The organism is Rhodobacteraceae bacterium Araon29, assembly GCA_039640505.1.
Taxonomy (GTDB): Bacteria; Pseudomonadota; Alphaproteobacteria; order Rhodobacterales; family Rhodobacteraceae; genus CABZJG01.
On record CP046865.1, the window covers coordinates 13,678 to 33,535 of the forward strand.

General features: G+C 46.6%; 13 protein-coding genes. 4 read left to right on the forward strand and 9 right to left on the reverse strand.

Features of this window, described 5'->3' with window-relative positions:
- Positions 1-5 precede the first annotated feature (5 nt).
- The 9 genes from GN278_00060 to pncB form a co-directional block, all read right to left on the reverse strand.
- The gene (locus tag GN278_00060) at positions 6-245 is read right to left on the reverse strand and encodes a hypothetical protein (GenBank protein ID XAT59357.1); all 240 of its coding nucleotides are present in this window, start codon (positions 243-245) and stop codon (positions 6-8) included.
- A complete protein-coding gene (locus tag GN278_00065; GenBank protein XAT59358.1) occupies positions 220-1,173 on the reverse strand; it encodes a manganese-dependent inorganic pyrophosphatase in 954 nt (317 codons plus the stop codon). The genes GN278_00060 and GN278_00065 overlap by 26 nt, the downstream gene beginning before the upstream one ends.
- Positions 1,174-1,254: 81 nt before the next feature.
- Positions 1,255-2,007 (reverse strand): peroxide stress protein YaaA, encoded by a 753-nt coding sequence (yaaA, locus tag GN278_00070; protein ID XAT59359.1) that lies wholly within the window; start codon positions 2,005-2,007, stop codon positions 1,255-1,257.
- Between the two features lie 30 nt (positions 2,008-2,037).
- Positions 2,038-4,077, reverse strand: coding sequence for a DNA helicase RecQ (gene recQ, locus GN278_00075; GenBank protein XAT59360.1), 2,040 nt, complete (start codon positions 4,075-4,077; stop codon positions 2,038-2,040).
- Between the two features lie 143 nt (positions 4,078-4,220).
- On the reverse strand, positions 4,221-4,505 hold the full coding sequence (locus GN278_00080; protein ID XAT59361.1) for a YggT family protein: 285 nt from the start codon (positions 4,503-4,505) through the stop codon (positions 4,221-4,223).
- Between the two features lie 83 nt (positions 4,506-4,588).
- The gene (locus GN278_00085) at positions 4,589-5,023 is read right to left on the reverse strand and encodes an aminoacyl-tRNA hydrolase (protein ID XAT59362.1); all 435 of its coding nucleotides are present in this window, start codon (positions 5,021-5,023) and stop codon (positions 4,589-4,591) included.
- A gap of 272 nt (positions 5,024-5,295) precedes the next feature.
- Entirely contained in the window at positions 5,296-5,937 is a 642-nt protein-coding gene (locus tag GN278_00090) for a queuosine precursor transporter (GenBank protein XAT59363.1), read from the reverse strand.
- A gap of 127 nt (positions 5,938-6,064) precedes the next feature.
- The gene (locus GN278_00095; protein ID XAT59364.1) at positions 6,065-7,435 is read right to left on the reverse strand and encodes an MFS transporter; all 1,371 of its coding nucleotides are present in this window, start codon (positions 7,433-7,435) and stop codon (positions 6,065-6,067) included.
- Between the two features lie 94 nt (positions 7,436-7,529).
- Positions 7,530-8,822, reverse strand: coding sequence for a nicotinate phosphoribosyltransferase (gene pncB / locus GN278_00100; GenBank protein ID XAT59365.1), 1,293 nt, complete (start codon positions 8,820-8,822; stop codon positions 7,530-7,532).
- 897 nt (positions 8,823-9,719) lie between these two features.
- Here pncB and GN278_00105 point away from each other — a divergent pair.
- The 4 genes from GN278_00105 (at position 9,720) to GN278_00120 (ending at position 19,784) form a co-directional block, all read left to right on the forward strand.
- On the forward strand, positions 9,720-15,248 hold the full coding sequence (locus GN278_00105) for a filamentous hemagglutinin N-terminal domain-containing protein (GenBank protein XAT59366.1): 5,529 nt from the start codon (positions 9,720-9,722) through the stop codon (positions 15,246-15,248).
- Between the two features lies 1 nt (position 15,249).
- Complete coding sequence (locus tag GN278_00110) at positions 15,250-16,872, forward strand: hypothetical protein (GenBank protein XAT59367.1); 1,623 nt, start codon at positions 15,250-15,252, stop codon at positions 16,870-16,872.
- Positions 16,873-16,911: 39 nt separating this feature from the next.
- On the forward strand, positions 16,912-17,424 hold the full coding sequence (locus GN278_00115) for a hypothetical protein (protein ID XAT59368.1): 513 nt from the start codon (positions 16,912-16,914) through the stop codon (positions 17,422-17,424).
- Positions 17,425-17,573: 149 nt separating this feature from the next.
- Positions 17,574-19,784, forward strand: coding sequence for a response regulator (locus tag GN278_00120; protein ID XAT59369.1), 2,211 nt, complete (start codon positions 17,574-17,576; stop codon positions 19,782-19,784).
- The last annotated feature ends 74 nt before the right edge of the window (positions 19,785-19,858 follow it).

Consider the following 19,858-nt stretch of genomic DNA (forward strand, 5'->3'; position numbering starts at 1 on the left):
AAATTTTATTCAATTCCTATCATTTTTGTTAACTGTCGTTTTACAGCTGAGCCGGGCGTAAAGCCCAAAGTGGGAAAACCGCCTCTCTCTGCAATTAATTTTGAAACTGTAGCTTTCTGTGCTGCCCAAATGCATTCCGGTATTTGGTTTTTACCCACACGTTGAAATATACAGCACTCTTTAAATTTTAAGCTTGAGAGAATTTGGCGGCTTAATCCATCAAGCCGCCAAATTACAGTTGCCATCTAGCGATCGATGTAGCGCAGGAACAATCTGTTTTTTGCGGCTCATTAAGCCCGGTAAAACCATTGTATCTTCTGTCACTTTTGCCCCGAATACCAGCTCTGCAAGCGCTTTGGTATGCTCGTCTGGAATTATCAAAGTTGCCTCTTCTCTGGATATATCAATCACAAACAACAAAATCTGATCGATGCTGCTTGATGCAATGGTATCGGGAATTGCTTTTTTCAGTCCAGCCTTACGGGATAGAACAGCCCCGGGTGTTTGGGTTTCCAGTAGCGACACTCTAAATTTTGTGTCATTTATCACATAATCTTTGCTATCCAATGTGAGCAAGCTGCTGTCACTCAGACCTGAAATATCTGATTTGGCCTGCAACATTTGGTTTGCATAACTTTTGATATCGATCCCTAAATCCACAGCTAGATTTTCCGCCACTTTGCGGTCTTGCTCGGTTGTTGTCGGGCTCTTGAAAACTAGAGTATCTGATAGAATGCACGACAGCGCCAGCCCCTTTAAACGATCAGGCATTTGATCCGCCACCTTGACGCCCATCAACTCAATCATCAAGGTTGCCGTGCATCCGAGGGGCCGCACGGTAATATTTATAATGTCTTTGGTAGCTAAACCGCCTACCCATTTATGATGGTCGATTATTTCTTGTATCTGGCATTGGTTGATGTTTTCCGGCAGTTCGTCGGGATTGTTGGTGTCAACAATGACAACCGGGGTCTCTGCTGCCAATTCACCAAGAACATCAGGCTTGCTGATTCCCCAGAAGTTCAAAACAAATTTTGCTTCATTATTCGGCTCACCAAGCACTTTGGCGGTGGCAGGTGTCTTTTTAATTTCCGTCAGATACCAAGCCCAGATTATGGCGCTGCCGGTACTATCCGTATCGGGGGACCGATGCCCAAACACAAAAAAACTCATAAACAAATTCCTTAGATAAAAATATAAAAAAGTCATATAATCTGCAGGAAACAAATTGTCACCGGGCTGCGGCCAAATGCCCTAACCGCGAAGAAAAACAGGCTTGTTTTCAGTGGATAAATTAGGCTTATACCGATATCCGCCAGCATCAAAATCACATAGTGACTCTGTGTTTGAGATCCGGTTTGAAACAACAAAACGCGCCATCGCTCCACGCGCACGCTTTGCATAAAAGCTAATAATTTTTGGGCCTTTTTCAGTGTTTTCCATAAATACCGGCGAAATTACCGGCATTGACAGTGCTTGGGTGTCCACGGCTTGAAAATATTCTTGTGAAGCGCAGTTAATTATGGCTGTGCTTTTTGTGGTTTTTGCTTGCGCGCTAAGCTCTAACGCCAATGCTGAGCCCCAGTATTCGTAAAGGTTTTTACCGTGTTCAGTCTTTAACCGGCTGCCCATTTCCAACCGATAGGGTTCAATTTCATCCAAGGGGCGCAGTATCCCGTAAAGACCTGATAAAATCCGCAAATGCTCTTGTGCCCACCGCAATGCGTCTGCATCTAGGGTTGCCGCCTCTAGCCCTTGAAAAGTATCTCCTGCAAAAGCAAAGGCCGCGGGTTTGCGATTTTGGCTGCCAAAATCAGAAAATCTTTGATGGTTGAGTTTTGCCAAATTGGGGCTGATCTTCATCAGCTTTGCAAGCTCACCGCTTGTCAGTTTCGCTGCTTCTGTTACCAGTTCGCGCGTACGCTCAGGAAACACTGGCTGTGTTGGCTGCAATCCGGCAACCGGGTCCATATCAAGTTTTTTAGCGGGTGATACAACAACCAGCATGAGCAACCTCAAATGTTTACACCCTGTTATCTAGGGCGCTTTTTCAAAAACGTCCAGAAACGCTTGGCCAAACCGATGTGTTTTTTGATCACCCAGCACTTTTGCCATGCTGTCCAGATCGCGCGGCTTTAGCTTAATAAGTTTGGCCAGTAATGCGGCCGAGCAAGTAAGAGGTTTATCAATGCCCTGCGTTCCGCGTGACAGTTCGGCCTGAACCTCAAGCAACCGGTCATAAAGCTCGCCATCCTTGCGCCCCGCAAGCTTTCTACGCTGCGGATGGGGCTGTGTGACGCTTTCGTTGATCACATTTAAAAATGTCAGACCATAATTTTCCAGTTTTTTGGCCCCTACACCGTTAATGCGCGCCATATCATCAAGGGTTTGTGGACGGCTTTGAGCCATCTCAATTAAGGTGCGATCATTAAAAATGATATAGGCTGGCACATGCGCAGACTCAGCCAACTGGCGGCGCTGTGCTTTAAGAGCCGCCAGTAAGGGCGCATCTTCTTCACTAACGAGCGCCTTTGCCTCAGCGCCTTTTTGAATCTGTTTCATCGTGTCTTTTCGCAGCGATATGGATTGCTCTGCACGCAGCACAGGCAATGCTGCATCCGTCATTCGAAGGGCGCCCATACGCTCTTTATCGGGCCGGATTAAATCATGGCCCATCATTTGCCGAAAAACCGCTTGCCATTGCGCCCTCGAAAGGTCTTTGCCGACCCCAAAGGTGGGCAGGTCCTGATGCCCGCGCTGCCGGACCTTTTCTGTTTCCTGACCAAGTAAAATATCGATCAAATGCCCAGCGCCAAAGGTTTCTTTGGTACGCAAGGCCGCCGACAGAGCTTTTCGAACAACATCGGTTCCGTCAAATATCTCTGGTGGTTGGTCGCATAAATCGCAATTTTTACAGGTGATTTTTGTTTCACCAAAATAGGACAAAAGCGATTTGCGGCGGCACTCTAGCGCCTCTGCCAAACCGAGCAATGCATTCAAGCGGCCATGATCGGCCAAACGCCGATCGGCGTCGGCCAATCCTTCGTCGATTTGGCTTCGCCTTAGGCGAATATCTTCTGCCCCATAAAGCGTAATCGCTTCGGCTGGCGCCCCATCGCGCCCAGCGCGGCCAATTTCCTGATAGTAGCTTTCGATGGATTTGGGCAGGTCAGCATGCGCAACCCAGCGGATGTCAGGTTTATCCACCCCCATCCCAAAGGCCACAGTTGCCACGACAATCAACCCATCCTCGGTGGCAAACCGGGCTTCAACATCGCGCCGCATATCGGCCTCCATCCCGCCGTGGTAGTGGCAGGCTGAATGTCCCTCTTCCCTCAGTGCAGCGGCAAGCGTTTCGGTTTTGGCCCGAGTACCACAATACACTATGCCAGATTGCCCTCTTCGCGCCAGAGCAAAGGCAAGTAGCTGTTTTCGGGGGGCATTTTTGATAGCAAAGGATAAATGAATGTTGGGTCTATCAAAGCCGCGCAGGAATGTAGTGGGCGCTGCACCGTCGAATAGCCTTTCGACAATCTCTTGCCGGGTTTCGGCATCTGCGGTTGCTGTAAAAGCAGCCAAGGGCACGCCCAAAGCACGTCGCAATGCGCCAATGCGCAGATAATCGGGCCGAAAATCATGTCCCCACTGGCTCACACAATGGGCTTCATCCACCGCCAGCATACTGACGTGATACCGACGTAATACCGACTGCATAGAATCCGCCGCCAACCGTTCTGGCGCTAGGTATAAAAGTTTTAGCTTTCCTGCGTTCAGCGCCTCAAAAACCGCATCCGTTTCCTGCTGGGTATTGGCCGAAGTTAGAGCCCCCGCAGCAACACCCGAGGCTTGCAAAGCCCGCACCTGATCCCGCATCAAAGCAATCAATGGAGAGATGACAACCGTCAACCCATCGCGCATCAGCGCAGGAAGTTGAAAGCACAAAGATTTGCCGCCGCCGGTTGGCATAATGGCCAAAACATTGTCACCGCAAGCCACTGCTTCAACGATTTCTTTTTGACCGCGGCGAAACTTACTAAACCCAAAAACATCGCGCAGCAGTGTTTCTTGGTGCGCCATCAAAGTCCCTGTTTTTCTTTTTCAATGCTCGTGAATTGGGTGTCCCATACTCGCCAGCATCAAACAAGTCCCAGACATGAAATTAACCAAAATATCGCCCAATTGAGTTTCTATCAGGTTAAATATCCGTACTAAACAATTGCTTATCGCAATAGGATTTCTGGCAAAATATAGTCACGCAAGGAAATGATAATGACAAAAGCCACCAAAGGAGCAAGATCAAGAGGGCGCGTGTCAGGAAGAATGCGCCGGATCGGATTATAAATCGGTTCCAAAAGCCGGTTCAAACCATACCAGATTTGCGACACCAATTGCTGATGCAAATTAAGCACCTGAAAGCTAATGAGCCAACTCATGATGATATGTACAATCATAATAAAGAAAGCGATATCAAGAACCAGCCTGATCGGTCCGTAAATTGCCATCATCTATGCGGCCTCCTAATTTTGATACTGCACAAGTAGGGAATTGATTACAAAAGGGCAAGGGGAGCGGTCAAACAGTGTTTAAATTAATCATCGGCAGTATCAGTTGGGCGCAATCTTCCACGGGTTACTTTCACGCCTGCGCGGGCCTTTTTTGAATCTAACCTACGCCTTTGGCTGGCTTTGGTCGGCCGTGTCGGGATGCGCCTTTTCGGGGTAACTAACGCCCGAGAAATCAGTTCCACCAACCGCGCACGCGCAATTTCACGGTTGCGCCCCTGATGACGAGTTTCATCGCACTGGATGATAATTGCACCTTCTTTAGTCCACTTTCGTCCTGCCATTTTTTTAAGCCGTGATTTAACCGGGTCAGCTAAAGACGGAGATCTTGCCGCTTCAAACCGCAGTTCAACTGCCGAGCTGACTTTATTGACGTTCTGTCCACCAGGACCAGATGCGCGGGTAAAGTGCTCTGTCAGCTCCCAATCCTGCAGGCTAATGTCATCCGAAATCCGCAGCATGTTGCAGGTGTCCTGATCTAATCCCTAAAATGTTTTTACTATCATTCAAAAAGGGCCGTCCGTTGCGGACGACCCTTCGAGACTTACGGAGGTGGGCCGGTTAGGCGCTCACCAATTTAGTCGATCACACGACCAAGGTTTGCCTCAGGCGTGTGTCTCCCAAACTGTTCCGACACCTCTCTCCAATACCTCTCTAGACACTGGACCACCTCCTTTCGTTTTGTTTCAGATACAAAGTATGGTGGCACAGATTAAAGATTTGTCAAAATGTTTTATGCAGAGGGTTGCAAAATTTTGCCGATAGCAATCCGAAAGGGGATCAGCGCAATCAATGCTAAGGTCATTTTCACCAACCAATCGGCAATAGCTAAAGACACCCATAGCGGATAAAGCGCACCAATATTCATCAGCGGAACAGCCTCCCATGCCCAAGAGATTTCTTCATTTGCAGAGGCCGGAAACAGCGTAATGCGGGCAGAAAAGGCAATGGTGAAAAACAGTGCGGTATCTAAAGCCGAACCGACAAAAGTAGATGCCAGAGGCGCACGCCACCAGACGCCTTGTCGCATGCGGTCAAAGATGAAAACATCGACAAGCTGCGCGGTCAGGAAAGCTATGCCTGATCCAACCGCAATCCTTAAAGCAACGGCAGCATATTCATATCCGTCGCCCTGCAGCAGTATCTGACTGCCGATCAAAGAACATATAATGCCGGTCACAAAACCTACAAAGACAACCCGTCTTGCAGCGTGGGGGCCGTAAACACGGTTCATCAAATCCGTTACCAGAAAGGCAAAAGGATAAGTAAAGGCACCCCAGGTCAGTAGCCCATCAAGAATAAGAAACTGAACGAGGATGTTTGAGGCCACAACAATGGCCGCCATGGCAATTACGCCGGGAAGAAGTCTTTGCATTTTGTAATCCGTTTTATCAAGGTCGCGGAGACTTGGCCTTTGACCGCCAAAGGCCTGCCGCGTCTAAGCGCTTCTTCATTGGGCGTCAATAGCCAGAGGTGTTGAATACAACATCCGGGCGGGAAAATTATGCCGCCGAACTGTCGTATTCACCCTTGGGGTGAACCCATAACAGCAACACCAACCCCACAATGAAAAGACCAACGAGCGGCGAGATGCCAATGCGCGCATCGCCGCTAATTGCCGTAACAATCCCGATAAGCGCCGGGGCCAGAAAGGCTGTTGCCCGACCAGACAGAGCATAAAGCCCAAAGCCTTCAGTGGCTTTTTCCGGACGCGTGTGGCGTACCATCATTGAGCGACTTGCAGATTGCAAAATACCGCCCATGCCGCCGATGAAAACGCCGCAGGTATAAAAAACCATATCCGGAAGATTAGAGCCCTCGGGAACGGCCATACCGAACACATGGGTCAATGAGGTGTTTACAATGACAAAACAAACGACAGTCAAGATGCAGACCATGACAACAATCACAGGTTTTGGACCAATTCTTCGATCCAAAAAGCCCCCCAGCCAGCTAAAAAGAGCGGCAGATATAGCAGCAATAATGCCAAATTGACCCAATTTTACAATGTTCCAATTCAAAACAAGAACAGCGTAAGTGCCGCCGAACGTATAAAGACCATTTAGCGCATCGCGATAAAACATTGACGCAACAAGATATGAAAACAGGCTCTTTCTAGACGGAAGAGATTTTATTGACCCTATGAGGTTTGCTAAGCCTTCCGAAATATTTAATTTACGCCGAAGCGATTTATCTTCTCGTACCCATGCAAAATAGGGGATCATGAAAATTGCAAACCAAATAGCCACCAATGGCCCCACAAAGCGCGTTCCCTCTTTTTGCGAGGCGTCTAATCCAAACAGGGGATCCATTTCTAGGATCATCGTTTTACCGTTGTCTTGTTCGACAAAAAACAACAGCATTATAAGCAATGACAAAACACCGCCTGCATAGCCGAACCCAAAGCCCGATCCGGATATTTTGCCAACCTCATCAATAGATCCAAGCGAGGGAAGCTGCGCATTTGTGAAAATGTAAGTGTACTCGGCCATAATGAAACAAAGACCAAAAACTGACAGCATCAGCCACATGTTTGAACCGTCTGGCAATGTGAACCAGAGTGCTAGGGCAGTCACCAAATAGATCACAGAAAATGTACTTATCCAGGGCTTTCTCAACCTTGTCGTATCAGCAATAGCCCCGAGTATGGGGCCACCAAACCCGATGATCAGACCCGTGATCGCCAAACAATTTGACCAGACAATCTGGGCATTAGCATCTGCAAGCGTTTCATCCTGCCCAATCCCCATGTAATATTGTGAGGCGACAATGGCAAAATACGGTCCAAAGACAAATGTCATGAGCAGCGTGTGAAACGGCTGGCTCGCCCAATCATAAAAGAACCAGCCCCAGATTTTTTTTCGATTGCTCATGTGATTTCTTTCCCAGTTGCCTGATTAACTTAGACCGTTTTACGTAAACGAGATCAAGTTATTCCTGTAAAAGCAAAGAGCGCCCAAATTCATTTTACACAAAAACTTCAATGGGCTTTTGGTGGCCCAATTTGAATATGCGTTTGTAACGTTCAATTTCTGAAAGGGGGCCCATCGCCTTATTGGGATTATCCGAAAGCTTGACTGTTGGCCGACCATTGGCTGACACCGCCTTACACACCAAAGAAAATGCGCCCAACTGTTCATTGGGTACAAGGCCGCGGAAATCATTTGTTAAATTGGTGCCCCAGCCAAACGATACTTTCACGCGTCCAGAAAACTTCTTATGCAGATTAATAATGCTATCCGTATCTAGACCATCCGAAAAAATAACTAGTTTTTGTGTTGGATCTTCGCCACGATCTTGCCACCACTTGATGGCAATTTCTGCACTAGCAGCAGGATCACCACTGTCAATGCGCACTCCAGTCCATGCGGCAAGCCAATCTGGTGCGTTCTGTAAAAAGCCCTCGGTTCCATAAGTATCGGGCAAAATTACTCGCAAGTTTCCATCATGTTCCTCTTGCCAGTCTGAAAGGACGTGATAAGGCGCTGCCGCGAGCTGATCGTCGGTTTTGGCTAGGGCGCAGTACACCATTGGAAGCTCGTGCGCATTTGTGCCAATGGCTTCAATGTCCCGTTCCCTGGCCACAGCACAATTCGATGTTCCGATAAATTTGTCGCCCAAACCTTCGAGCATTGCCTGCACACACCAATCTTGCCAGAGGTAAGAATGTCTGCGACGCGTGCCAAAGTCTGCTATGCGCAAACCCTCTATGGTTCGCAGGCTTTCAATTTTTTCCCAAAGCTTTGTCATTGCCCGAGCGTAGAGTACCTGTAGTTCAAACTTTGCCATCCCTTTAAGAACGGCACGCCCGCGCAACTCCATTAGCACCGCAAGCGCAGGAATTTCCCACATCATAACCTCAGGCCAGCTGCCTTCAAAAGTCAGCTCGAATTGTCCATCACGTTTTTCAAGATTATAATCGGGTAGCTGCAAGTTTTCGAACCACTCCATAAAATCCGGTCGAAACATCTGACGCTTTCCATAAAAGGTATTCCCGCGCAGCCAGGTGCTTTCACCGCGCGTCAGGCTTAAGCTGCGAATGTGATCAAGCTGCTCACGCAATTCACCTTCGTCAATCAGCTCTGCAAGCCGAAGGCTTTTGGACCGGTTAATAAGGCTAAAGGTCACAGCCGTGTCGGGTTTGTTCCGATAAATCGACTGACACATGAGAAGTTTATAAAAATCAGTGTCGATCAATGATCTGACGATTGGGTCGATTTTCCATTTATGGTTCCAAACCCGCGTCGCTATATCAACCATTCAAGCCCCCAAACTATATAAACTCTGCACATTGTCTGTTGCGCAGATGTCTGTGGTCAAACCTTGTCTACTACAAGAAAGGTTACTTCAACAACCTGCACATATTTTATCAAACTGCGTCACACGTTAATGAAAGGTGGTCAGTCTTTTTTGTGTAAATTCTAATGCAAAACAAGTTCATCTTACTCTATTAACCTGCGGCATATCAAAGACTTGATTTTATGACCACCCTCTTGCATTGGCGTCCTAAAATATCAAAACCTACTTTGAACATCAAATACTAAGAGACCAACGTCATTTTATGCTCGTGGCGGCATATTATTCTCCAATTTGGGAAAATTAGGAAAAGCGCAAACACAACGAACCCGCTAAGGGCTATCCATCAAGGCTGTCAGAAATCATCTTGCCGGTGGGAATCAGGCCAATCAGACGTCAGCAAAACTCAACGCGTAAAGTGGGGCTGCTTATGGTATTTTTTGGGTTTATTTCTGAAATTTTTCTTCCGTTGTGGATGAGACTGCAACGAGAGCGCGCCGCTAAATAAACATAAGACCGATAGCGAAATCATAAAGGTTATTCTTAATTTTCCTTTATTTTCAATCTATCCATAATTTGGATTATTTAGTTTTTTAATTGAATAGCCCATTTAGTTATTAATTATCATAACCCTATATTTTATCATGGCTAAAGTTTGTATAATTTTTTTTATACATGGTAATTTAACCCTAATGTAGTGTTTTTTATACTTTAGAGACAGACATGATAATAATTTACCTACTTTAATTATTTTAATTATCTGGTTAGGTTTTTTTTGTTATTTTATTATTATCTTTATGGTGAGCCAAAATAGTTTACGTTGTAAAAAAATATAGCTTTACCCGTTGCTTAAGTGCAATTTTGTGCGCTTTTCCATTTGTGTTGCCAGTTCAAGCGCAAGACAGCAGTGATCTGCCTGTTTTACGGAACGTAGTGTCTGGGAGTGGAAGTTTACAGCACTCAACCGATAGCTTGGTTGTCAATCAGAGCTCAAACAAACTTGTTTTGGACTGGCAAGGGTTTTCAATTGCGCCTGATCATAAGGTTGAATTTCAGCAACCTTCTACCGAATCGACAGCATTGAACAGAGTTTCGGGGGGAATACCATCTGAAATTTTTGGAGCGCTTGAAGCGAATGGCCGCGTTTTCTTGGTTAACCCTGCGGGAGTTCTATTTTCTCCCTCGGCCCAAGTAAACGTTGGCGGGCTTATTGCCTCAACTCTTGATATAACACAGGACGATTTTCTAAGCGGTCAATATATCTTTGGTGGTTCCGCAAGAACAGCAGTTGATAATCAAGGGTCTATTTCGGTCTCAAATGGCGGTTTGGCGGCCTTTATTGGGGCGCAGATTGATAATTCAGGTACGATAACCGCCAAAGACGGAAGTGTCCTCATGGGGGCAGGAAGTCGTGTAAAAGTTAATGTGGATGGTTCGCTTTACTCTCTTGAGATTCAAGCAGATGCAGTTGATGGGCTTGTTAATCAAGATGGCATAATCCAAGCTGACAATGGGCGGATTTGGCTTTCGGCTGGTGCTGCTGCTGATTTGAAATCGAATGCCATCAATCACACAGGGATAAGTCGGGCAAATAGCCTGCAAGTGGGACCAAAAGGCGAGATTGTTCTTTCAAGCAATGGTCACGTCAATATTTCAGGCGGTTCAGAACTTTCTGTGGCGGGCCAAGAGGCGGGCAAGATTAACATTAATGCTGATACAGCGATGCTGGGCGGTGTTTTGGTGGCCTCTTCGACCGGAAACGGGGTTGCCGCAGGCGAGATTGAGTTGAAATTTGAAGGTCGGCTAAACATTTCAGGCCAACTACAGGCCTCCTCAGACACCGGCAAGGGCGGATTTATAGGGGTAACCTCAGGGCAAATTATCCAAAGTGCCTCATCCGAACTAAATGTTGACGGGGCCGTTGGGGGTTACATTCGTATGGATGCCGGCGCGGGGCTGCTGACATCTGGCGATTATACTGCACATGGGCATGTTAGTTCGGGCGGTATGGTTGATATAACTGGATCTGACTTGCGCTTTTTTAGTGCAACGCTGAATGCCTCGGGTCAGTCTGTGGGTGGAATGGTTCGACTTGGTGGCGCTTTTCAGGGCGGTAAGGATGTAGATCCAGATACCAGCTATTATAGCAGCTTTATTGGCCGCTGGGGTGCTCTGCCATCCCTTGGTTCTAGTCAGCAAACTTTTATCAACAATGCCACCCAAATCGACACTAGCTCTGCGGCGGGTGTCGGCGGTACGGCAATCATTTGGTCTGATGATACGACGACATTTTTAGGAAAGATTGACTCTCAAGGCAGTACCGGAGGTGGATCTGTAGAGATTTCTTCGGCCAATGATTTGCGCAAAGCATCGCTTGCTAATGTTGACGTTGGAGATGGTGGACATCTTTTACTGGATCCAAAAAATATTATCATTGGCGATAGTGCAACAGCACAAGATTGGTCCTATGCCGGGATACTGGGCTTTGGGTACAGCACGACGACAAAAAACCTAGATGTCAGTGGGCTTGATGCAAGTGGTTCCTTTGGCATGGCGGTTTCGCTGAACGCAGCAGGTGATCGCATGGCGGTGGGGTCTCATTCAGATAATGGGTCCGGTGATGATACCAATTATGCCGGCGCAGTTTATCTATTCAGCTTTACGGATAGTGACTTTTCTGGCGGCGTGCTGCAGGCAACAATCGGCGAAGGCTATACGGGCGGTAAAAATGTCGATGTCAGCGCAATTGAAGAAAATGACTACTTTGGCCGTTCAGTTTCGCTAAATGCAGCGGGCGATCGCTTGGCTGCGGGGTCTAATGGAAATGACGGGTCTGGAAATGGCACCACTAATAGCGGCGCGGTGTATCTGTTCAGCTTTACGGATAGCGCCTTTTCCGGCGGCGCGCATGAGGCCACGCTTGGCAAAGGTTATACCGGCGGCAAAAACGTCAACGTCAACGGACTTGAAGCAGAAGACATGTTTGGCGTTGCGATTTCGCTCAATGCAGCAGGAGACCGCTTAGCCGTCGGAGCTCATAAGGATGACGGATCCGATAATGGGACAACTCTAGCCGGCGCTGCGTATCTTTTCAGCTTTACGGATAGTGACTTTTCGGGCGGCACGCTGCAGGCCACAATCGGTAAAGGTTATACGGGCGGTAAGAATGTCGATGTCTCTGCCCTTGCAGCAAGTGACACCTTTGGCGTTGCAGTTTCGCTCAACGCGGCAGGTGATCGCCTGGCGGTGGGGGCTCATGGAGATGACGGATCCGATAATGGGACATCTGGAGCAGGCGCTGCGTATCTTTTCAGCTTTACGGATAGTGACTTTTCCGGCGGTGCGCTGCAGGCCACTATAGGCAAAGGCTATACAGGCGGCAAAAATGTCAATGTCTCAGCCCTTGAAGCAACTGAATACTTTGGCACATCGGTTTCGCTCAACGCAGCCGGCGATCGGTTAGCTTTGGGGGCCACCCACGATGACGGATCCGATAATGGGACAACTCAAGCCGGCGCGGTGTATCTGTTCAGCTTTACGGATAGCGCCTTTTCCGGCGGGGCGCTGCAGGCCACAATAGGCAAAGGCTATACGGGCGGCAAAAATGTCGATCTATCCGCAATTGAAGCAAGTGACTTCTTTGGCCGTTCACTTTCGCTCAACGCGGCGGGCGATCGCTTGGTAGTGGGGGCTAATGGAGATGACGGATCCGGTAATAGCACATCGGGCGCCGGCGCAGTTTATCTGTTCAGCTTTACGGATAGTGACTTTTCCAGCGGGGCGCTGCAGGCCACAATCGGTAAAGGTTATACGGGCGGTAAAAATATCGATGTCTCCACGCTTGAAGAAGAAGACAACATTGGCCGTTCACTTTCGCTCAACGCGGCGGGCGATCGCCTGGCCGTGGGGTTTGGTAGAGATGACGGATCCGATAATGGGACCTCTGGAGCCGGCGCAGCGTATCTGTTCAGCTTTACGGATAGCAACTTTTCCGGCGGGGCGCTGCAGGCAATAATAGGTAAAGGTTATACGGGCGGTAAAAATGTCGATCTCTCCGCGCTTGAAGCAGATGACACCTTTGGCCGTTCGGTTTCGCTAAATGCGGCAGGAGACCGCTTGGCTGTCGCATCTCAATGGGATGAAGGGTTTGATAATGGGACATTTCAAGCCGGCGCGGTGTATCTGTTCAGTTTTACGGATAGTGACTTTTCCGGCGGGGCGCTGCAGGCCACAATCGGCAAAGGCTACACGGGTGGTAAAAATGTCGATGTCAGTTCACTTGATAGACATGACTGGTTTGGCCGTTGGGTTTCGCTGAATGCAGCAGGCGATCGTTTGGCCGTAGGTGCTTACGGAGATGACGGATTTAATAATGAGGACCGTAGTCCCGGTGCAGTTTATCTATTCAGCTTTACAGATAGCGATTTTTCCGGCGGCGCGCTGCAGGCCACAATCGGCGACGGCTATACGGGCGGTAAAAATATCGATATCCCCGAGCTTAGAAGACATGACAACTTTGGCATGGCGGTTTCCCTAAACGCAGTGGGGGATCGCTTGGCAGTCGGAATTCAAAAGGATGACGGATCCGGGAATGTGGCCAAGCAGTCCGGCGGAGTTTATCTATTCAGCTTTACAGATAGTGACTTTTCCGGCGGTGCGCTGCAGGCCAAAATCGGTAAAGGTTTTACGGGCGGTAAAAATATCGATGTCTCCGCGCTTGAAGAAGAAGACTTATTTGGCCATGCGGTTTCGCTAAATGCGGCGGGCGATCGATTAGCCGTCGGAGCTTATTCGGATGACGGATCCGGTAATAGCACATTGAACGCCGGCGCGGTTTATCTGTTCAGCTTTACGGATAGTGACTTTTCCGGCGGTGCGCTACAGGCCACAATCGGCAAAGGCTATACGGGCGGTAAAAATGTCGATGTCAGCTCACTTGAAGCAGGTGACGGCTTTAGCCGTTCGGTTTCGCTAAACGCGGCAGGTAATCGCCTAGTGGCGGGGGCTGCTGGAGATGACGGATCGGGTAATGGCACCTTGAGCGTCGGCGCTGTGTATCTTTTTACCAGCAGTGCAGAAACTGGATCATATAACGCGGAAAGCGCAGCATCATTTACCGCCCATGCAGATCAAGGTATCACAGTAAGTGCCGCAGATTTAAGATCACGGCTAGGCCTTGGTCAAAATGTAATTTTTCAGGCCTCGAATGACATCACATTAAGCAGTGATTTAATGGTGGTAGGAACTGAAACTGGTGGCAGTTTAACGCTTAGGGCCGGACGTTCCATTCTTTTGAACGCTGATATGGTGACAAACAACGGAGATCTAAATCTTATTGCCAATGACACGTTGGCCAATGGTGTTGTCGATGTGCATCGCGATACAGGCAACGCCGTGATTACAATGAGCGCAGGAAACAGCATCAATGCCGGCACCGGTGCGGTGTCCATCACTCTGCTGGACGGCGCTGGAAAAACCAACCTTGCAAATGGCGATATCAGTTTAAGGGACATTACCGCCGGCACGATCACAGCGGTCAATTCCGGTTCCACATCAGGAACCGGCATAACATTGAGCTCTGGCGCTCTCACAGCGTCCAGTAGCGGTGACGCTATCGCTTTATCAGCACAGAAGTTCACTAATAGTGCAGGCGCTTCTGCTCTATCGGCGACATCTGGGCGCTGGCTTGTCTGGTCATCAAATGCAGATCCTTTTGATGGTTCGACGGGGGATACGATAGGTGGCCTCAGTTATGATTTCAGACAATATAATGCCACCTACGATAGCACGGCTGCCGCACAGTCCACTGGAAACGGGTTTCTTTATACCCTAGCGCCGAGCCTGAGTTCATCCCTTTTGGGCAGTTTAACAAAATCCTACGATGGGTTGGCCTCTATCTCTACCCTAGAAGCAGGGAATTACAGCACCATCACTGGGGTGATTGGTGGCGATACCATATCCTTGACCACACCAGCCACTGCTGCGTTGAACAGCAAAGAGGTGGGTAATAATAAATATACTTCAGTCACACGTGCGAAAGACAGTTGGACCAATGGTAGTATCGCGGTTTATGGCTATCAAATTGCTCTATCTTCCGGAAATATCACTAGTATCACCATTCCGACCAATTCGGGCGAAGCCTTTATTGTTTCTTCATCCGGCATTGCGTCCAGACCCATTATAGCCAACTCGGCGACAGGCATGGGTGCGTTTGACACACAATACGGCTTAGCCGGTGACCAAATAAGCACGGTCTCAGGTAGTGCATTCCAAACAGTCAAGATTTTAATGGATATAGCAAAACCCCAGAAATGCCGGATTGGCTCTGGCTTTGATTTAATTTGCGGAAATTCACAAAATATTAGTTACCAAAGAAGTGTGCAGCGCTGAGATGTTAATATATAGGTTTCCACAAATTACATATTTGTTTTTAATAGCTTTGTTCGCATTTTTTGTGGGCACTGCAGCCACGCATGCCGCGAATACAATCTTGGAACCAAACAAAGCCCCATATAATGGCTGTAGCAATATGCTCATAGACGGTGCAACAGGATCACTGGAAAATCAAACCGACCAAGATCAAGGCTCGCCGAATGTCATATCTTCTGGCCCAAAGGTTTTGATTAAAAACATCAACTTTATTGGTAATGCGGCTTTATCTGATGATGAATTAGCTGCTCTTTTAAATGGTTGTTTAGGAAAAAAATATGATTTTCAAGGATTGTCGGAATTAACAAATCACGTGATGAGTTATTATCGAGAAAAGAATTATCCCTTTGCGACCGCCATCTTCCCTCCGCAAACAATGAGCAAAGGGCTTTTGATAATACGCATTATAGAAGGTAAGTATGGGGAAGTTAAAACCAGCGGTGAAGCAAGCATTGCCAATTCGGCCGCAGCTTTTCTACATAAGTTGAAGCCAGGAGATATTATTTCAGAAGATTTATTGAATAGAACCATTTTGATTTTAGACGAAATTCCCGGAATTCGGGTTAAACCCAGCATAGCAGCCGGTGAAAAACAGGGGCTAGGAAATTTGGATGTATTGGTTTCGAAAGAAGAGCCTTGGTCTGGTAGTTTGAAGATTGATAACCATGGGGAAAAATCCACAGGCAAAAATTCAATGACATTGAACCTTACAGCTAATCATTTAGATACATTTGGGGACAGTTTGTCATTTTCCGCAATACAGGCAGATCAAAATCTGACTTTAGTTGATTTGAAATACGAACATCCAATAGGTTTTTCGGGTGCGCGCTTGGGAATTAACGTCGCAACGAGCCAGTATCATCTTGGTGGTGATTTCTCAGTCTTTAGTGGGAACGTTACTAAATATAAAAGTACACTTTCATATCCCTTTGTGCTCACGCCAAAGCGAAAACTAAAAAGCTATTTTAGTTATAATATTTCCAAAAAACACCAATTTGTTGGTGCGACTTTAACGGATGAAACTTTCACTTCGGGTTTTGATTTAGGGATGGAATTCGAACAATTATATAGGTCCAATAATGGACGATCCACAAAATCAAATTTGAGTCTGGTAGTTGAAGATTTAAAGTCCACCCATAATGCACAAGATAGTCGAAAGTACAAATATTTGAAAGGGTGGATACAGCACAGAGAGCCCATTAACGATCAACTCATGGCATCCCTTGAATTGTCTTTCCAAAATTCAGTTGATCAACTTTCTCATTCGTCAAACGCATATTCTCTGGGGGGCCCTAATAATATCAGGGCTTATTCAAACGATAAGATATCAGGCCCTTCAGGATACCACGCAAGTTTTGAGTTAAGTTATAACAGCCTAGGTTCAAGCTCTTTTGTTTTTGGCGACTTCGGTGAAATTTCCGCACCAAGTGGGCAATTGCATCAGGCTTTAACAGGGGCTGGTTTTGGTGTTCGCAAAAAAGTTAAGAACCTATATACAGAAGTTTTGTTTGCATTCCCCCTGAAAAGTACCGAAACAGAAGAAAGTGACCCAAAGCTATGGTTGGCTATTCAAAGTAATTTTTGAAGAATGTAACCAGAACTCAGGGCAAGGAGAAATTGCAAAGTGCTGAAATCCCTTCTAAGTACTGCTCTCCTTTGCTTAATGACAACTGTTACGAATGCGCAAGAAGAAAGCCAGCAAGATGGTCCCAGTGTAACGCAAACAACCCATCAGGATTGGCAAAGCATTTGTGTTGAGGAAGCTGAGAAGGCCGAGTTTTGTCTAATTCGTCAGCAGTTTACGATTGAATTACCTGATGGAAAAATTGCAGGCGTTACGGTTATAGTAAGTAACCAAAATGATGAGTATATTATTGAAATCAAATTGCCTCTTGGGCTGGATTTGCGCAATGGTCTAACCATGCAAGTTGATGATATCGAAGAAATAAATCTGCCCTTTACGACATGTGTCACCCAAGGGTGCATCGTTATGAGCGCATTGGATAAGGCTTTGGTTTCGAGCTTTAAAAGCGGCTCACAACTCCAATTTAGAGTTATGTTCATTTCTTTAAATGAGAGGGTTAACATAAATGCATCCCTTCTTGGTTTCTCACGTGCCCTATTAATGCTCAAGTAAAATTTCCGCCAAAAATTATACAATGTTTTTGGTTTACAGCCATTTTTTGTGATCATTGGCTTTAACTGAGGTGCGCGCCATTGCTTGCTACCAGTGGCCACTTATTGTTTCACGTTTTTCGGAAAATAATAAGAATATAATAGAAATACATGGTCAACTTAGGAAATCTTTGGCAAAATGACAGCGTTAATTGTTTCTCATTTGTTATCGCGTCGTTGGAAATACATATGTCAGCAGAGCAGAATTTGGAAAATCTAGATTTAGATCTTCAACGCAGAATAAGAATTAGCCATCTCGCAGTGCTGGTTATAGTATGTTTGGCGTCAGCTTGGACGATAATATTTTTAATGCTTGGAGAAGCCATGGGGGCCTATATCTCTGGGTCTGTTGCGCTTGTGTATTTTGGCTGTCTGATGCTTTTTCAAACTGGATTGCAACGCTTGGCGCGATCTGTTTGGTTGTTCAGTGCAAGCCTATCCACATTTGCAGGCCTGGTTTTTGGACACCCCGGTGTGGATGTGGACTTGTTGTTTTTGCCGGTGATGGCGCTTTCTTTCCTGGCTATTTCTTGGAAAAAAGAACGTACTTTATTGATTTTTTTCCTCTTTTTGCCGCTTTTATTATGGTTTTCAGCAATTCGGTATGACCTTGTTGGATCGTCTCAAGCCCTCTTTGGTATTCCCGTTTTTTACAGTTCACTCAGCACCGAAACTGTGAATTTTCTTCTGCGCAGCACTGTTTTAATTTTACTTGTTGCAGAGCTTTTTTACTTTACCCAACTGGCAAGTAGTGCCGAAACGGAACTTCATACCGCAAGAATTAAGGCAGAAGCAGCCGCCAAAGCCAAAGGCGATTTTCTGGCCAATATGAGCCATGAAATCCGAACTCCCATGAACGGGATGATCGGCATGATCGAAGTGCTTGAAGCCATGAAGCCTAATGAAGAACAAAAGCGGGCTGTTGGCACAATCCGAAATTCGGCTTTTTCACTTCTAAGAATAATTGATGATATATTGGACGCCTCCAAAATTGACGCAGGAAAGATGGTGATCGAGTCTTCTCGCACCGAGTTACGGCCTGTGATTGAAGGTGTGGCCGTCACCATGCAGACTATGGCCGACAACATGGGGGTGAGAATTGTCCTTGGGGTAGACCGCAAAGTCCCAAACTGGATTTTAGCCGATTCCGGACGCCTAAGACAAATTATGCTGAATATCCTGAGTAACGCGATAAAGTACTCATCCCAAGACCTAACCGGCAGGCCCAATACAGTTTATTTTCTAGTTGAAATGGACAAAGAGGATGTAATCAAGCTCGAATTTGAGGATCAGGGGATAGGCATGTCCCAGGAATTAATGGAAAAAACTTTCGAACCTTTTGTTCAAGGTGAGTCCGCGACCACAAAGCGGGTTGGAGGTACTGGTTTAGGACTGGTTATAACTCAAAAACTCGTTCACCAAATGGGTGGTCAAATCATTACGCAAAGCACTAAAGGAAAGGGAACTACGGTTACCATTCTATTGCCTATTAAGGTATTTGACGGCCCAAATCTAGCTCCTGACATATCACAAACAAAAATCGAAATGCTCACAGAAGTGGGAAAATTTAGCAAAAGGCTGTCTAACTTTGTTGATCATCTAAACTATATTGAAAAAATCCGGTCTGTCCGCCCGGACCTTGAAGGCTACGCGATACCAGATGAACAAGAAACGGTTTTCGTATTATTCTCCGAAAATCAAAAAACCGTTACTTCTTGGATGTCCATCCTAAGAAAACAGGCAAAAAATCCGAAATTTGTTGTCGTGTCATCAAATCGATCAGAGCAGCTCGGACTTTTGCATGAGGATGTATACAAAATACAGAGCTTCCCGATGCTTCAATCAGAGTTGGTAAAAGCGATTGCATTTTTGACCAAAAAGCAAAAACCCACTTTGATCGAAAAGCAGCCTAACGAATTGACTGACGCGCAAAAAGAAAGTCGTGCAAAAAAATCTATTTTATTGGTTGAGGATAATGAAATTAATCAGATTGTTTTCCTGAAACAGTTGGAAATTCTTGGTTATCCGGCTGTGATTGCAAAAAATGGATTAAAAGGGTTAGACTTGTGGAAGACCGGAAATTACGATGTTATTTTGCTGGATTGCCATATGCCAGTTATGGATGGTTTCGAAATGGCGAAAGAAATTCGGAAACAAGAGGAAGGCGGTAATCTGCCTAGAGTGCCAATTGTGGCAATAACCGCGAATGCTCTGACAGGAGATGCCGACAAATGCTATGCCTGCGGCATGGATGACTATCTTGCAAAACCAGTCGAGATTAAATTTTTGGAAGCGAAACTTATGCGGCATTTGAAGTGCTGAGTCCGCCCTTTTTTAAAAGCAGGTCGGACCCCTAGTTCAATCAGCACACAGAAAAGAGCAGCAAAAAGCTACGA

Bases quoted from the DNA above. Each gene is read 5' to 3' on its own strand.
- GN278_00120 (XAT59369.1), top strand. From the start codon at position 17,574: ATGGTCAACTTAGGAAATCTTTGGCAAAATGACAGCGTTAATTGTTTC.
- GN278_00065 (XAT59358.1), bottom strand. From the start codon at position 1,173: ATGAGTTTTTTTGTGTTTGGGCATCGGTCCCCCGATACGGATAGTACC.
- recQ (XAT59360.1), bottom strand. From the start codon at position 4,077: ATGGCGCACCAAGAAACACTGCTGCGCGATGTTTTTGGGTTTAGTAAG.
- GN278_00095 (XAT59364.1), bottom strand. From the start codon at position 7,435: ATGAGCAATCGAAAAAAAATCTGGGGCTGGTTCTTTTATGATTGGGCG.
- GN278_00110 (XAT59367.1), top strand. From the start codon at position 15,250: ATGTTAATATATAGGTTTCCACAAATTACATATTTGTTTTTAATAGCT.
- GN278_00080 (XAT59361.1), bottom strand. From the start codon at position 4,505: ATGATGGCAATTTACGGACCGATCAGGCTGGTTCTTGATATCGCTTTC.
- GN278_00090 (XAT59363.1), bottom strand. From the start codon at position 5,937: ATGCAAAGACTTCTTCCCGGCGTAATTGCCATGGCGGCCATTGTTGTG.
- yaaA (XAT59359.1), bottom strand. From the start codon at position 2,007: ATGCTGGTTGTTGTATCACCCGCTAAAAAACTTGATATGGACCCGGTT.
- GN278_00085 (XAT59362.1), bottom strand. From the start codon at position 5,023: ATGCTGCGGATTTCGGATGACATTAGCCTGCAGGATTGGGAGCTGACA.
- GN278_00060 (XAT59357.1), bottom strand. From the start codon at position 245: ATGGCAACTGTAATTTGGCGGCTTGATGGATTAAGCCGCCAAATTCTC.
- pncB (XAT59365.1), bottom strand. From the start codon at position 8,822: ATGGTTGATATAGCGACGCGGGTTTGGAACCATAAATGGAAAATCGAC.